Raw genomic sequence first — 14,595 nt, 5'->3', positions numbered from 1 at the left:
GCCCGCACCGAACCGGACATGCTGCCCGGCACCGCCCCGGCGCTCACCGCCCCGGACCTGCCCGAGATGACGGCCGTCGAGGAGACCATCGCCGACCTGTGGGCGACCGGCGTCTCCGCCACCGGCCACCCCGTCCAGCACGCCCGCCCCCGCCTCGACCGGTGCGGCGCCCTGACCGCCGCCGCCCTCAGGACCGCCCCCGTGAACAGGCCGGTCGTCGTCGGCGGCCTGGTCACCCACCGCCAGCGCCCGCCGACGGCCGGCGGCGTCCTGTTCATCTCCCTCGAGGACGAGACCGGCCTGATCGACGTGGTCTGCCCGCCCCACGTCTGGCAGCGCCGGCGCCGCACCGCCCTGCAGAACGCCGGCCTCCTCGTCCACGGCACCGTCGAGCGCCGCGGCGGCGCCACCAACCTCCGGGCCACCCGCCTCGCCCCGCTCACCCTCGCCCCCGGCACCACCGGCCGGGACTTCCGCTGACCACCCGCCGGTGCACAGGTGCGGGTCCGCCGCCGCCGGCCGACCGGGCGCTGTCAGTGGCGCGGGCTACCGTCGGAGTCACGGCCACGACCAGCAGGAGGGGACAGCAGCCATGGCAGACAGCCCCAGCACGCTCGTGCACGGCCGGCGCCGCGCGGTGGGCCGCGACGGCCTGACGGACCGGCAACGGGCCATCCTCGCGGTGATCGCCGACCACACCGCCGCCCGCGGCTACCCGCCCACCCTGCGCGAGATCGGGCGGGCCGTGGGCCTGTCCAGCAGCTCCTCGGTCGCCCACCAGATCAACCGCCTCCAGGACCTCGGCCACGTCGAGGCCGACCCCCAGCGCACCCGCACCTACCGCCTCACCGCCACCCGCCCCACCGTCCCCGGCGGCCCGGAGCGCGGCTCGGTGGCCGTTCCCCTGGTCAGCCCGGGGCGCGCCGGAGGCCCGCTCGCCGCCGTGCACGACGAGGACGTGCTGCACCTGCCCCGCCGGATCGTCGGCGACGGCGAACTGATCGCACTCACCGTCCGCGGCGCCGCCACGACCGACGGCACGATGCGCGACGGCGACCTCGTCATGGTCCGACGCCAGGGCGTCGCGGACGACGACGACCTCGTCGCCGCGATGATCGACGGCGAGGCCACCGTCAGCCGCTACCGCCGGGACGGCGAACGCACCTGGCTCCTCCCGCACCTCGCCACCCACCGGCCCCTCCCCGCAGACCGCGCCACCGTCCTCGGCAAGGTCGTCGCCGTCCTGCGCACCGTGTAGCACCACCGGGACGACCGGCGGCCCGGCTGCACGCCCGGCTGCGGACTGGTCCGTGCAGCGCAGCCCCGTCGCACGCCAGGGCGACCGAACACCCCGAGCGGCGCAGTCCGGCCGCGCACCCGCAGGCCGTTGCGCGAACCTGGTCCGACAAGGGCTGGCCGCGAACCCCGAGCGCGGCCAGCCCTGACCACCGGCCGGCGCCCAATCGCCGGCCCGCCCGGCACGACGTGCGTCCCGGACGATCCGCAATGGTGCCCGCGCCCACCCGGACGGCCGCCTCGCGCACGGGCCCGCTCCTGGCGGGGCAGCTGAGCGCTTGACCGGCCGAGCGCCCGTCCGGGCGGAGGTCGGGACTGATCTGCGGTGTCGGTCACCTGCCGGCCCGATGACAGCAGGGGGTCGGAGGACTCCGACACCCTTCCGGGGACAGGCGGCCACAGCTCATCGGCCGATCCCGACCCCGAGGAGCCACCATGCACACCCCCGTCACGATCATCGGCGCCGGTCTCGGCACGGCACTCGCCGCGCACCCCGACAGCACGGCCCGGCCCATGCGCCGGATGATCACCGGACAGGGGCAATCAACCCCGCGAGCCCCGAGCGGTGCTCCCACTCCCGCCCTCGTCCGGCTGTCCGACTCCACTGACAGGAGATGTCAGGGGAGTGCTCCTAGTCTGCGGCCCATGGACAACAGCACCGGCTTCGGCTTCTTCACCGGCACCTACGACGTCGTCAACCGTTGGCGCAAGGACTTCCTCGATCCGACCGAGGGCGACGACCGCTGGGAGGAGTTCCCCGGCATCACCCGCGCCACCGCACACTTCGACGGGCGGGCCAGCTTCGACGAGATCGAGTTCCCGACCAAGGGCTTCACGGGCCTGACCCTGCGCCTGTACGACCCGGCCGCCGACGCCTGGTCCCTGTACTGGGCGAACGAGCGCACCGGCGTCCTCTGCCCGCCCGTCGTCGGCTCCTTCCAGCCGGACGGCACCGGTCTCTTCCACGGCGACGACGAGTACCGGGGCCGCACGGTGCACGTCCGCTTCGTCTGGTCGGAGATCACCGGGACCACCGCCCACTGGGAGCAGGCCTTCTCCGTGGACGAGGGCCGGACCTGGATCACCAACTGGCACATGCACATGACCCGCCGCGAGGACTGACCGCCCCGCTCGCCCGGCCGGGGACCCGGGCCGAGCGGCCGCCGCCGGCGCCCGGCCCCGATCAGGGCTTGGGGGGCTGGGCGGCCAGCCACAGCCGGGCCGCGTTGATCTCCAGGGCGGGCTTCTCCCAGAGGCCGGCGATGGCGTCCGCGAGGTCCTTGACGTCGGTGAAGCCGGCGAACTTCGCGTTCGGGCGTTCGGCGCGCATGGCGTCGTGGACCAGCGCCTTCACCACCAGGATCGTGGCCGCGGCCTGCGGACCGTCGTCCCCTCCGGCCTTGCGGAAGTCGTCGGCGAGGGCGAGCGTCCACGCCTCGGCGGCCGCCTTCGCGGCCGCGTAGGCGGCGTTCCCGGCGGTGGGCCGGCTGGCACCCTCCGCGCTGATCAGCACGAACCGGCCTCGCCCGCTGCGCAGGAGGGCGTCGTGGAAGGCGAGCGAGGTGTGCTGGACGGTGCGCACCAGCAGGTCCTCCAGGACGGTCCAGTCCCCGAGGTTCGTCTCGGCGAACGTCGCCGAGCCGCGCCAGCCGCCGACGAGGTGGACCAGGCCGTCGATGCGCCCCGAATCCTTCTCGATGCGGTGCGCCCAGGCGCGGGTCGCGTCCGGGTCGAGCAGGTCGACCGTGTCACCGGTCACGGTGGCGCCGCCGTGCGCGGAGCGGGCGGCGTCCACCGCGTCCGCGAGCCGTGCGGCGTCCGCGTCGGCCGCGACGACCGTGGCACCCGCCGCGGCGAGCCGCAGCAGCGCCGCCCGCCCCGCGGGGCCGGCCGCGCCCGCCACGGCGACGACCGCGCCGTCCAACCCGTTCCGGTCCGTGCTCACGTCCACAGGTCTCCCGTCCGAGTGCCGCCGACGATGCCCGGCACCTGCACCGTGCGTCACTCTCGGTGCTGCAATGGCTGCTTCTGGTGCTTCGGATCATAGGGTCCGGGGTCGGCCCGGCCGTGCTGCGAGGGCCTGACCCGCCGTCGGTCCGGGGCGCGGTCCGCCGTACGGCGGTGCGGGCCGGCCGCGCCGGGGCAGGCCCGCAGCCGTGGTCAGGCCGGCCGGTCCGTCGGAGGGCGGGCCCGGTCGACTGTCCCGGTCAGCTGAAGATCACCGAGCGGAGCTTCAGGCGGTCGCCGAGCTTCTTGCCGGGGTTCATGACGAAGTACGTGTCGCCCGAGCAGTCGAAGTCGAGGAAGACGGTGGCCGTGGAGTCGGTGAGGTTCTCGGGGGCGAAGGCCGGATGGTCCTCGGTCGCCCCGAACAGGTTGACGCACTGGCCGCTCTCCGGATCGGCGATCCCGGCCGGGATGCCCGGGCCGACCTTGTAGAGGAAGTCGCCGGTGGCCGCGGAGGCCGAGCTCGGCACCGCCAGGGTGATGAGCAGGGCACCGGCCGCAGCGAGCAGGGAGTTGCGAAGACGCATGGTGCTTCCTTCTGTCATGGACGCCGGGACATCCGGCACGCCCTCGATTCCCGGATTCGCGTCTCACTCCGGGTCACATGCCCCGTAAGGGCGGAAAGACCACCCGCCCGGCGCACTCCGGTCCCGGCGGCCCAAAGGAGGTTCGTGTCCGATGTTGGCCCGGGAATGCCACTGGGGGCATGCCTCGTCTGCGCACCCCCGTGCGATCGGTCACCGAGAGGGACGGCTTCCCCGGAAGCGGCAGGCGTGCCTGCGATCACCGGCACCACATCGACAACGGGGCCCTCACCCGATGAGCTGCGGGTGAGGGCCCACCCGTCGGTCACTGCCGGGTGCCCCGAGGATGCAGAGCAGGGAGCAGGCCACCGCCGAGGAGGGCGCGGTGGTGGTGGGGGCGGTGCCGGGCGGCGGGTTCGCGGGGGACGAAGCTCGCGGAGGCGGTGTTCTTCAACGGCAGTGCCAGCAGCAGGGAGTCGCAGTGGACCGCGCGGCTGGTTCCGGCCGCCAGGGCGAAGGTGCCGGCGGCCTGCCGGCAGCCGGGCGTGACCGAGTCGTTGACGGTCACCGACGTGGCGTCGACCGGGCCGTCGTTGGTGACGGTGATCCGCCAGTGCGCGTGGCCGAGCAGGCGCAGCAGGCCGACGGGGCTGGTCTTGGCCCAGGGGCCCGGGCCGCCGGGTTCGCAGTCGTGCGGGTTTCCGGAGCCGCAGATCTCCTTCTCGACGCTGACCCGGGGCCGGCAGCCGGCGCCCGGGGCGACGGCGGTGGTGACGGTGTTGGAGGCGAGGACGCCGGTCGCGTCGGTGCCGGTCGCCGTGTTGGTGACGGACGTGGTCGCGCAGTCGGGCGTGACCGTGGTGCGGAAGCAGATCTGTGGTGCGTCGCCCCGCTACTCGACGACCAGCGCGGGGTGGTTGTCGGTGGTGAAGCCCCCGGTGGAGGTGAGCGCCAGCTGGGCCGTGACGGTGATCGCCGGGTGCGCGGTCGCCGAGATGCCGGACAGGTCGACGGTGCCGTCCGGGGCGAGGGCCGGGGCGGCGACGGGCGTGCGGTCGGGGTCCGTGACGAGGACCCGGGACGCCGCCGGGTCGACGTGCGAGAGGTCGATGTCGGTCAGCCGTGCCCGGGTGTAGCCCTGGACGTGGCCGGTGGCGCCGTCGCAGTAGAAGTCGGCGGGCCTGAGGGTGACGGCCGCGCCGCTGTGGACGCACGGGGTGGCACCGGACGCCGGGTCCAGGGAGAACAGGACGCCCGCGTCGCCGAGGCCGATCAGACAGCGGGTGGTGACGTCGTACGCGTAGCCGTAGTCGCGGGTGGCTCCGCCGTTGACGCCGGGGTGGGGCGCGGGCATCGGGAACCCCGCGCAGGGCGCGGCGGTCGTCCAGTCGTGGCAGACCGTCGCCCCGGCCACGGTGCCGCCCCAGACGGGGAAGTAGCTGCGGGTCCCGGTGTCCGTGGTGACCGTCTCGGGGTTGAAGGTCAGCACGTTGCCGGCCAGCGTCGAGAGGGTGGCGGGCGCGGAGTGCTCGGAGCCGTCGAGGCCGTAACAGGTGGTCAGGACGTGGGCGCCGCCGACGGTGCTGGTGCAGACGCCGGCCGGGTGGCCGGCGGTGTCGTAGGAGGTGTACGTCGTACGTGTAGTACCCGGCGTCGGGGCCGGCGGGGTGCGGGGACTCCCAGCCCGAGCAGACCGCCCTGGTGGCCGTGTCGAAGCAGCCCAACGCGGGCGGGCCGGGGACGGTGGAGCCGCTGCTCTGCGGTGAGGACGAGGCGAAGACCTTGTCACCCGCCACCGTCAGCGCGCCGAGGTGGAGGGCGCCCTGGGTGCTCGGCAGGTCGTGGTTGGTGGCGACGACCTGCGCGTAGGGCTGCCCGGCGCACGGGGTGCGGTCGGCCAGCGAGAGGCACAGCACCTCGCCGGTGGTCGAGACGCCGTAGACGCCGTCGCCGGCCCGGACCAGGCCGGCCAGGCTGTTGGCCCGGCTGGGCGTACCGCCGGTGCCCTCCAGGGCGACGAAGCCGCAGTTGGCCCGGGCATCGAGGTCGAGGCAGCCGACGCCGACCGCGGTGGCGGTGACGGCGGGGTAGAGCACCTGGCCCGGGTGCTGCGGGTCGAGGACGTACTGCGGGGTCAGCGGGCTGCCGATGTCGCCGGTGGCGCCGCTGCCGAGAGGTCCGGCCGTGGTGTTCAGCGGACGCGGCCAGGGGCCGCCGGTGCAGGGCTGTCCGGTGGACAGGCTGCTGCAGACCGCCTGCGGGGCGGTGCGGGCGGCGTGGTGGTAGATGTTCCACGACCGGACCTCGCCGGACGCCGTCCGGCGCAGGATCGGCGTGAACCCGTCGCCGCCGGTGGACTGTGCCGTCGGCCGGACGGGCGCCAGCAGCGGTGCGACGAGGCTCGTCCCGGTGCCCCGGACCGTCCCGTTCTCGGCGCGGACGGTTGTGGTCGCCGTGCCGGGATCGGTCGTGGTGAAGCCGCTGCCGTCGGTGGACCACGACGGCGTCCAGCCGGGCGGGACGTGCAAGGAGCCGGGACGTAGGTCTGGGCCGTGCCCGCCCCGGTGATCGGGTCGGTGACGGTGGCCGCGGAGGCGGCGGCCGTCGCGGCGTTGTCGTACCGGACGGTCCAGTTGACGGTGTCCCCGTGGTCGGCGGCGGCCGCACCGGGGTGGGTGACGTTCTGGGCGCTCTTCACCAGCGCGGACGCGGTGGCGGTGTCGTTCTCGGCCGCTCCGGCGGTACCGGGAGCGGTGGCTCCCAGGCCGAACAGGAGGAGGGCCGAGGTGAGAGCGGTGGCCGTGACGGCTCGCAGCGGACGGATCGGATGGGGCGGACGCGGGCTTTTCAGCACTGGTTTCTCCACCTCGGATCAGCGGACGACCTGACGGACGATCAGGTCGGGCCGTTGATCAGATTAAGCGGGTGGAAGATCTGCGCAGGGGTCACTTTTTCGCAGTGGTCGCATCGTGAACGAATCCGACTGAACGACGAGTCGGGCTATCGCTCGCGCCACCGGAGAACTCGGATGATTCGTTGACGATCGAGTCGAACGCATATCCGGTTGTGCGCCCGCCGGTTCGACGACGATTCGATGAACGGTCTTCCCGGCCCGGGTGCTGGGAGGGGAGGCGCGCTCGGGAGCCGCGTCGTGCCGATCACCGCCCTTCCTCGCCGGAGGGGCGGTCTCACGCCTCGGAGGGCGCAGCGCCACCGTTCCGCTGTCGCCGGCGGTGTTTGCGCATGGACACCTGGGAGCCGCAGCCCGTACTGCAGTAGAGCCCACCGCCATTGCGGGTGCGGTCGAGGAAGCCGAAGTGGCACGGGGGGTTCCGGCACGCCTTGATGCGCCCCCAGTCGCTGCTCTGCGCAAGCGTCGTCACCGCGGCCAGTACGGTTCCGAACACGCGCGGTACCCCCGTCTGCGGTGAGGCGAGCTCGGCACCGCCGGCCGTGACCACCGTCGCCAGCGGGTAGAGCGGGCCCACGCGTCGCAGGTGCCGTTCGGCGCGCAGCAGTTGCTCACCCTGGCCGTCCTCGTCGCCCGAGTGTGCGAGGAGCACGGTCACCAGGGCGTCGCGCAGCTCGCGCGCGACCGCGGCGTCGGCGTCGGTCACCACGGTTTCGCCGCCGTACTCCTGGCGCTCCGCCAGCCACGCCGCGAACGAGTCCCCGTCCGCGAACAGCTCCCGGCGACCTGATCCGTCCGCGCGCGTGTTCACGAACGCGAGCACGGTCTCCACCGTCGGCGTGAGGGTGCGCGGGCTTGGCGCGGGGGATCCGGCTGCCGCAGTGGTCATGCCCCCACACTACACCAGCGTGATCGGTGCTAATCCGCCTAGTGGGCAACCTGGTGGTCGATCCAGTTTGACGCGTTGCGAGCTAACGCCTTACGGTCGCAACATGAATGGGACATCCAACCACCAGGACCACCTCCGCACCTGGCTGATCACCGGCGCGACGTCCGGCATCGGCCGTGAACTGACGCTCCAGGCACTGCAGAACGGCGAAACCGTCTCGGCCCTCGCCCGCGACACCTCCCCCCTGGACGAACTGGCGCAGGCGCACGGTGAGCGCCTGCTCCTCCTCCGGGCGGACGTACGTGACGAGCGAGCCGTCCGGGACGCCGTGGACAGCACGCTCGCGCGGTTCGGCCGCATCGACGTCGTGGCCAACAACGCGGGATACGGACTGTTCGGAGCCGTCGAGGAGGCCTCCGACACCCAGGTCCGCGCCGTGTTCGACACCAATGTCTTCGGCGTGCTCAACGTGCTCCGCGCGACGCTGCCGGTGCTCCGGGCCCAGCGGTCCGGGCACGTCCTCCAAGGCTCCTCGGTCTACGGGCAGTCCGCCCACCCCGGCGTGGGTCTGCTCGCCGCCACCAAGCACGCGGTCGAGGGGCTGTCGGACGCGCTCGCGGCCGAGGTCGCACCGCTCGGCATCAAGGTCACGCTCATCCAGCCCGGCCTGACCGCGACCCCCTTCCTCGCCAACCTCGACGTCGCAGCCGGCCTGGCCGACTACGACCCGACCGTCCGCGAGGTCCAGAAGGGCATCGGAGAGCTGCCGGCGTCCGCGTTCTCCGACGCGGCGCGGATCGCCGCGGGCATCCGGACCGCGGTCGACAGCCCCAACCCGCCGCTGCGCCTGGCGCTCGGCGCCTCCAGTGCGACGGGCATGCGCCCCGCTCTGGAGGCACGGATCGCGGACCTGGACAGCTGGCAGCGGGTGACGGACGCCGTCGACGGGTAGCCCGTCCCGTCGGCAGGCAGCCGGTCGAGAACCTGTCGAGGGGCGCGGGGGTCACGCCCGGCGACCGCCCGGCCCCGGCCCGCCCGGCCCCGGCCCGGCCGGGAACCGGTCGTGCGACGTGCCGCAGCCGGGGCCGGGGCCGGGCCGGACCTCACAGCGGGACGACGACCAGGCCCGCGACGTACCGGGCCAGCCGGGCCGGGCCGTGCCCGGCGAGCGCCCGGTCGACGTAGCCGGGCACCGCGGGCCGCAGACCGGCGCTGACATGGCGGAGGAGGGCGCCGTGGTCGAACTGCGGCAGCCGCCCGGGGGAGTCGAGCAGGGTGGTGCCGTCGGCGGACCGGGCCGCACACGGACGGGAGCGGCTCAAGGAGTCGAGAACGCTCCGGGCCACCGCGCCCGCGCCGGACTGAGGTTCGGTCAGCAGGGGGCGCAGCCGGCGGTGCACACCCTGCCGGGCGAGGTCCGCATCCGTTGCCACCGGTGGACGCGGCTCGGCGCCGGGGGCGAGGAGCGGGGCGAACGGCACGGCCGACTCCAGCAACCCGGGACCGTCGAGGCCGCCGAACCGGAGACCGGCGGTCTCGGCCTCCGCCGCCCGGAGCCGGAGCTCGGCGCGGACGGCGAAGGCGGGCAGCAGGGCGGCGGCCTCGGTGCAGGGCCGGCGGTCGTCCGCGACGGGATCGGCCGTGGCGCCCTCCTCGGCGTCGGCGCGGGCGTCCGCGGCCTCGTCGCACCCGGGGTGGAGCAGCAGCGCGGCGGGCACGTCGAAGTGCTCTGCGGTGTACAGCAATCGGGTCAGCTGCGAGTCGGCGTCCGCCCGGCGGTCCGAGCCGATCCGCCAGACACCCGCGTGGTGGGTGAGAGTCCGCGACTGGATCAGACAGCCGAACCCCCGCCCGTCCGGTTCCACCCACCACCAGAGCAGATCGGCGCCGGTGGCCCTCCCGCGGTGGCTGTTGAACGAGACGTACCGCGCCTCGGGCGGCAGTTCCCGCAGCAGTCTCCGGCCGATCTCCTCCTCCGCCGTGAAGCTGCCGCGGAAGAGTTCCGCCGCCGGTGTCCGGCGGCGACGGCTGCGGGCGACGGCACGGCCGTCGATCGGCATACGGGCTCGGCCGGCCAGTCCCATCGGGCTGCACCCCCTCCGGTGCCCGGGCCGACGGCTGGGCGGCACCGTCGTCGTGGTCGAGGACCCATGATGGCTCATCGCCGCCTCCGGGCGGCGTCCCGGTGGCGTGTGCTCAGATCCGCACGGCCGCACGGCCGCACGGCCGCACGGCGACCGGCGACCGGTGCCCGGCGCCAGCACCGGCGCCGGGCCGTCCGTCCGGGTATCGCCGGAGCCGTCCGAGCGGTTCACCCGGCTGTCGTCGGTGCCCAGCCGCAGGGCCGCCCGCACCGCCTTCGGCCGGTCGTAGCCCAGGTACTCGGTGGCGGCGAGCTCGTTCTGCAGCGTCTTCGTGTCCTTCGCGTCCTTGGCCGCGGCCAGGTGCGGCAGGGCCTTGTGCAGCTCCTCGGCCAGGGCCGCGACCGGCCGGGACGCGGCGCCGCCCCAGGCGTGGGCGCTCAGCTCGCCGATCTCCAGGCGCACCCCGCCGGCGAGGGTGTCGGCCCAGGCCCGGAAGGCGGCCGGGTCGTCGGCGGACTCGGCCCGCGGCTGCATCGCGAAGGCCTGGTCCACACGGTGCTCGGCACCGAGGTAGGCCATCTGGTCGGCGTCGAACCGCGCGAGGTCCTGCTGGAGCGATCCGGCCGGACGATCGGTGGTGTCGGTGAGGAAGCAGGTCGAGCGGCGGCCGGTGCCCTGCAGCGCCCAGGCGTGCTCCTCGGGGTGGAAGAAGTGCACCTCGACGGCGACCGGGAGTTTCCAGCCGTCGGGGGCGAAGCCGAGCAGGGCGTCGTTGCAGCCCTTCGTCGCGTCGGCGATCACCCCGGCCCTGCCCGGGTAGGACTTCTCGTCGGAGGGCGCCCTGCCGAAGACCTCGCCGTAGTGCGGCTCGGCACAGTCGACCAGCCGGACGTCGGTGACGCCGTCGGTGCCCGCCCCCGCGGGCTTGACGAAGCACTGGCCCGCGACGAGTTCGAAGACGTTCCAGGTGCCGGAGTGGGGGCTGCCGGAGCCGGTGCCGGTGCCGGAGTCGGAACCCGGGTCCGACGACGGCAGGTCCGGGGCCGTCGTGATCAGCGCGACGACCATCACCACCGCCAGGACGACCGCCCAGCGCGATGCCGGCGATCGCCAGCCCGCGTCCGCGCTCGTTGCGCCGGCGCACCTCGCGCAGCGCGGCGACGCCGAAGGCGATCGCACCGATCCACAGCAGGCAGGCGCCGCCGACGATGCCGAGGACGAAGGAGGTGACGGCGAAGCCGTTCCAGCGGGTCGGCGGACCGGGCGGCGGCTGCCAGCCGAGCGGGCCGGGCACCGCGTACGGCGCACCGGTGCCCCAGCCCTGGGCGCCGTAGGAGGCGAAGCCGCCGCCGGGCGGCACCGCACCGGGCTGTGGGTACGGCCCGGGCTGTGGGTACGGCCCGGGCGCACCCCACGGGTCGCCGGTCGGCGGCGGACCGTATCCGTAGGACGGGACCGGCGGCGGCGCGTCCGCGGACGGCGGGGCGAAGGCTCGGGCGAAGGCGTCGTTCTCGGCGGCCGAACCGCCCGGCGAGGGGACGTCCTGGTCGGACGGCATGAGGTGGGCTCCCTGGGTGTGGTGCGCGCCGGACGGGATCGTTCGACGGCGGCGCGAATACAGCGGAGCACCCGGACGCCCGTCCGACGGGCAACCCGACGCCGCCCCGGCGTACCCCGGCCGACGAACTCGCCGACCTGGCAGAGGATCCCCTTCAGCCCTGGCGGTGCCGGTCGGCCGCGATGGCCCGGCCGCGGAGCACCAGGAAGACGACGACGAGCCCCGCACCAGGGCGAAGTCGCAGGTGATGCCTCGCTCCAGCAGGTAGGAGCGGCCCTCGAAGCCCTCACCTTCGTCGACGGCGACCCGCTCAGCGACCTCCGGGCGACCCGTGCGGTACGCGCCGTGCGGTGCGGCGGCATCCGGCACGTCCCCGCACGAGAGAGCCTTGCCGACGCCGGGCGGACGTGATCGGCGTACGGCGACGGCGTCCGACGAGCCGAGCCGCCGCCCGGGACCTCGGCCGACCTCGCCCCCGGGCCACCGGATGTCGGACGTGCTGCCCGGCCTTCCCTGCCCACGGACTGGTCCGCCGCGGCATGTCGACCCAGGGCATCGCGAACAGGCCGCGCTCCGTCCTGTCAGCCGTCAGCCGTCAGCCGGGACACCCACGTTGTCGTCGCCGAACGGGACACCGACCTGCCATCTGGTGCCGCTGAACGGCGGGTCCGTGTTGGGCGCGAGGCCCACCGTGCCGTCCCCGGTACGGCCGTCCAGGAACCGGTTGCCCTCGACGGTGCCGAGGCACTTGAAGGTGGTCGAGCCGTCGCCCAGCCGGGTGGCGAGCCACCTGGTGCCGCTGAACGGCGGGTTCGTGTTGGGCGCGAGGCCCACCGTGCCGTCCGCGGTGCGGCCGTCCAGGAACCGGTTGCCCGGGACGTCGCCCTGGCAGACCAGCGTGACGACACCCTCCGGGCCGCCGTGCATCTCCCAGCGGGTCCCGCTGAACGGTTCACCGGAATGCGGCGCGAGACCGACCGTCCCGTTCCCCGTCCGCCCGTCCAGAAGACGTGGACCCGAGACGGATCCGAGGCAGGTCAGTACGACGTTCACGGCCGGCTCCTTCCTCCGCCACCACGTGGTGGCTGTGGACAGCAAGGAGCACACGGCAGGAGAGGCAGCATGCCCCTACGTCCAATCTGCGCCTGCCAGTTGGAACCGTCAAACACGTTGACGGACAGTAGTCACCGGCCGTTCCCGGGCGTCGTCGTCGGCAGGCGGAGGCGGCCTCCGGCCGAGGTGGTGTCGCAGCTCGCTACGCGGCGGTGCGGCCGTTTCGCGCCGTGGCGCGGTTGCCGGCGACCATCCGCCCGAGGTGGACGGCGTTGACGAGGCCGGCCGTGACGGCGGTGGCGAAGTGGAGCGGGGGGCCGATCCATTCGACCGGGGTGTCCCAGAAGACCGCGGGCAGGGGCATGGAGAGGAGGCCGAAGGGTGCGGTGGCGAGGGAGAGCCACAGACCGGCGAACGAGGGGTCGTGGATGACGTACGTGGCGTGGACGTCGAGACCGACCGCGGCTGCGACCAGGACCAGGTAGGCCCGCGAGAGCATGTTGTCGAACGCGGGGGCCAGCAGAGCGGGGATGCGGCGAGGTCGGGGGGCGGCGGCGCTGGTCATGGCTTGTTCCCTCGGCGGGTCGGTCGCTGTTGCACCAAGAGTGGATCACCGTCGAGGGCCCGGTCCTGAGTAGGAATACTCATCACGCCCGCCACGCATGCGCAGCGGGTGACGTCCGGTCAGCCCGGCCCGGACGTGACGGGGTGGCAGGATGACGTGGTGTCCGACTCCCTTCACGAACCGTGGCTGCGCGGCATCGCCTTCAACCCGACGGCGCCCTCCGAGGTGCTGGTACGCCTGCTGGATCGAGCGGCCGGTGGGATCGGCCCGCTGATGTGCGAGGGCCGTGACCTGCCCGACGCCGTCGTCGACGCGGCCCTGGGCCATCCGGACGGAGTCGTGCGCCGCGCGCTCGCCCGCAACCGGCACGTCGACCCGGCGCGGCTCGCCCCCTTGGCAACGGACCCGTCGACGATCGTCCGCGGGTGGCTCGCCGGCGGCCCCCGCCACCGTCCCCGATGGGTCCGACCGCTTCCGGACGACGTCCTCGTCACCCTCCTGACCACCCAGGACGGGGACGGAGACGGCATGCTCAGCAAGAACGACATCATCGGGGAGCTCGGCTCGTCCCGGCAGATCCCGCCGTCCTTCGAGCGCTCCATGGCCGGCCGCGAGCACCCCGAACTCCGGATACGGGCCACCTGGAGGTGGCAGTCACTCACCCCGGCAGAGCGCGAGGCCCTGCTCGACGACCCCGACCCCGCCGTCCGGGAGGCCGCGCAGGACCACAGCTGGGAGCTGGACCCGGAACGGGTGGAGGCCAGGCTGCCGTCCACCGGCTCGCTCAGCAAGGCATCCGTGTTCGGCACGTGCGCCCTGTCCCCCGCGCTCGTCGAGCAGTGCTTCGCGGACGGCACGGTGCGCCCCCTGACCTGGAACCCCCACACCCCGGCCGACGCCGTGACCCGGCTCGCCCGCCACCCCGAGGCGAGGATCCGCGCCTTGGTCGCCGCCCGGCCCGACCTGGGACCCGACCTGGTCACGGATCTGCGGGAGGATCCGGACGAGAACGTGCGGAGGCGCGCACGCCTCCACCCCGTCCCCCGCACCTGGGCCGAGTACTGGGCGATCGAGCGGGTCATCGGGCAGATCATCGGGCACGGTCCGGACTGCACCTGCCCGATCACCGAGCCGGCCCCCGAGCCGTCCCCCGACTGGTACGCCGCCTGCGCGGCCTCCGAGGAACCGGAGCTCCGCCGGGTTGCGGCGAGCTGGCCGCTCCTGCCCGCAGAACTCGCCGAGGCACTCGCACAGGACGACGACGAGGAAGTACGGATCCGGCTGGCCTGCCACCACCCCCTGGCCCCGCCCCACCTCCTCCTGGACGTCTTCGTCACCCGCCCGGCCCACCGTGAGCACCTGCTGACCCTGCCCGCCTTCCCCCGCACCGGCCGCACCCACCTCATCGGCCACCCGGACCCCGAGGTACGCGCCCTGGCCGCAGCCGATCCCGCCCTGCCCGCACCCCCGGTGGACGACCCCGACGAGGCGGTGCGCCGGGCCGCCGCCGCCAACCCGGGCCTGACCCCCCAGGCCCTGGAGCCGCTCCTCGCCGACCCCCGCACCGCGGAGGGCGCCGCGGCCAACCCGTCCCTCCCCGTCCCCCGCATGCACGCACTCCTCGACCGCTGCCTGTACGGCGGCGGCGCCGCCCCGCCGACGGCGGCCGGAGACCGAGGTGAGACGCCCGGCCAGTGATCACGGGCCG

Annotated in this window: 14 protein-coding genes and 1 pseudogene; 6 read left to right on the top strand and 9 right to left on the bottom strand. The window is 74.4% G+C overall.

Annotated elements, in window-relative coordinates:
• Window positions 1–18: 18 nt before the first annotated feature.
• From AB0442_RS08175 to AB0442_RS08165, 3 genes are all read left to right on the top strand, one after another.
• Window positions 19–480, top strand: a complete 462-nt coding sequence (locus tag AB0442_RS08175) for an OB-fold nucleic acid binding domain-containing protein (RefSeq protein WP_366161528.1) — start codon at window positions 19–21, stop codon at window positions 478–480.
• Between the two features lie 112 nt (window positions 481–592).
• Window positions 593–1,258: a transcriptional repressor LexA gene (lexA, locus tag AB0442_RS08170; protein ID WP_366161527.1), complete on the top strand. Its 666-nt coding sequence runs from the start codon at window positions 593–595 to the stop codon at window positions 1,256–1,258.
• A 683-nt stretch (window positions 1,259–1,941) separates the two neighbouring features.
• Window positions 1,942–2,418, top strand: coding sequence for a hypothetical protein (locus tag AB0442_RS08165; protein WP_366161526.1), 477 nt, complete (start codon window positions 1,942–1,944; stop codon window positions 2,416–2,418).
• Between the two features lie 61 nt (window positions 2,419–2,479).
• Here AB0442_RS08165 and AB0442_RS08160 read toward each other — a convergent pair whose 3' ends face one another.
• From AB0442_RS08160 to AB0442_RS08145, 4 genes are all read right to left on the bottom strand, one after another.
• On the bottom strand, window positions 2,480–3,241 hold the full coding sequence (locus AB0442_RS08160; RefSeq protein ID WP_344624931.1) for an SDR family NAD(P)-dependent oxidoreductase: 762 nt from the start codon (window positions 3,239–3,241) through the stop codon (window positions 2,480–2,482).
• A 262-nt stretch (window positions 3,242–3,503) separates the two neighbouring features.
• Complete coding sequence (locus AB0442_RS08155; RefSeq protein ID WP_366161525.1) at window positions 3,504–3,830, bottom strand: hypothetical protein; 327 nt, start codon at window positions 3,828–3,830, stop codon at window positions 3,504–3,506.
• Between the two features lie 322 nt (window positions 3,831–4,152).
• On the bottom strand, window positions 4,153–4,395 hold the full coding sequence (locus AB0442_RS08150) for a hypothetical protein (protein ID WP_366161523.1): 243 nt from the start codon (window positions 4,393–4,395) through the stop codon (window positions 4,153–4,155).
• 324 nt (window positions 4,396–4,719) lie between these two features.
• On the bottom strand, window positions 4,720–5,316 hold the full coding sequence (locus AB0442_RS08145) for a hypothetical protein (protein WP_366161521.1): 597 nt from the start codon (window positions 5,314–5,316) through the stop codon (window positions 4,720–4,722).
• Between the two features lie 218 nt (window positions 5,317–5,534).
• Here AB0442_RS08145 and AB0442_RS08140 point away from each other — a divergent pair, with 218 nt between their 5' ends.
• Complete coding sequence (locus tag AB0442_RS08140; protein WP_366161520.1) at window positions 5,535–5,696, top strand: hypothetical protein; 162 nt, start codon at window positions 5,535–5,537, stop codon at window positions 5,694–5,696.
• Between the two features lie 1,319 nt (window positions 5,697–7,015).
• Here AB0442_RS08140 and AB0442_RS08135 read toward each other — a convergent pair.
• Window positions 7,016–7,627, bottom strand: a complete 612-nt coding sequence (locus tag AB0442_RS08135; protein ID WP_363539135.1) for a CGNR zinc finger domain-containing protein — start codon at window positions 7,625–7,627, stop codon at window positions 7,016–7,018.
• Window positions 7,628–7,730: 103 nt separating this feature from the next.
• Here AB0442_RS08135 and AB0442_RS08130 point away from each other — a divergent pair, with 103 nt between their 5' ends.
• Window positions 7,731–8,579, top strand: coding sequence for an SDR family NAD(P)-dependent oxidoreductase (locus tag AB0442_RS08130; protein WP_366161518.1), 849 nt, complete (start codon window positions 7,731–7,733; stop codon window positions 8,577–8,579).
• Between the two features lie 151 nt (window positions 8,580–8,730).
• Here the strand turns inward: AB0442_RS08130 and AB0442_RS08125 are convergent, their stop codons facing one another.
• From AB0442_RS08125 to AB0442_RS08110, 4 genes and pseudogenes are all read right to left on the bottom strand, one after another.
• The gene (locus tag AB0442_RS08125; RefSeq protein ID WP_366161516.1) at window positions 8,731–10,785 is read right to left on the bottom strand and encodes a hypothetical protein; all 2,055 of its coding nucleotides are present in this window, start codon (window positions 10,783–10,785) and stop codon (window positions 8,731–8,733) included.
• 25 nt (window positions 10,786–10,810) lie between these two features.
• Window positions 10,811–11,269, bottom strand: a pseudogene (locus AB0442_RS08120) (DUF4190 domain-containing protein); the annotation flags it as partial.
• A 588-nt stretch (window positions 11,270–11,857) separates the two neighbouring features.
• On the bottom strand, window positions 11,858–12,322 hold the full coding sequence (locus AB0442_RS08115) for a hypothetical protein (RefSeq protein WP_366161515.1): 465 nt from the start codon (window positions 12,320–12,322) through the stop codon (window positions 11,858–11,860).
• 202 nt (window positions 12,323–12,524) lie between these two features.
• Window positions 12,525–12,887, bottom strand: a complete 363-nt coding sequence (locus AB0442_RS08110; RefSeq protein WP_366161513.1) for a hypothetical protein — start codon at window positions 12,885–12,887, stop codon at window positions 12,525–12,527.
• A gap of 159 nt (window positions 12,888–13,046) precedes the next feature.
• Between AB0442_RS08110 and AB0442_RS08105 the strand changes: the two genes are divergently transcribed.
• A complete protein-coding gene (locus tag AB0442_RS08105) occupies window positions 13,047–14,585 on the top strand; it encodes a hypothetical protein (RefSeq protein WP_366161512.1) in 1,539 nt (512 codons plus the stop codon).
• Window positions 14,586–14,595 lie beyond the last annotated feature (10 nt).

The organism is Kitasatospora sp. NPDC085895 (assembly GCF_040702125.1).
GTDB classification, from domain to species: Bacteria; Actinomycetota; Actinomycetes; order Streptomycetales; family Streptomycetaceae; genus Kitasatospora; species Kitasatospora arboriphila.
The sequence above is the reverse complement of the archived record's forward strand: the minus strand, read 5'-3'. Positions and strand labels throughout refer to the sequence as shown.

Coding starts and splice junctions, on each gene's coding strand:
- AB0442_RS08110 (WP_366161513.1), bottom strand. CDS start 12,887: ATGACCAGCGCCGCCGCCCCCCGACCTCGCCGCATCCCCGCTCTGCTG.
- AB0442_RS08165 (WP_366161526.1), top strand. CDS start 1,942: ATGGACAACAGCACCGGCTTCGGCTTCTTCACCGGCACCTACGACGTC.
- lexA (WP_366161527.1), top strand. CDS start 593: ATGGCAGACAGCCCCAGCACGCTCGTGCACGGCCGGCGCCGCGCGGTG.
- AB0442_RS08135 (WP_363539135.1), bottom strand. CDS start 7,627: ATGACCACTGCGGCAGCCGGATCCCCCGCGCCAAGCCCGCGCACCCTC.
- AB0442_RS08155 (WP_366161525.1), bottom strand. CDS start 3,830: ATGCGTCTTCGCAACTCCCTGCTCGCTGCGGCCGGTGCCCTGCTCATC.
- AB0442_RS08130 (WP_366161518.1), top strand. CDS start 7,731: ATGAATGGGACATCCAACCACCAGGACCACCTCCGCACCTGGCTGATC.
- AB0442_RS08175 (WP_366161528.1), top strand. CDS start 19: ATGCTGCCCGGCACCGCCCCGGCGCTCACCGCCCCGGACCTGCCCGAG.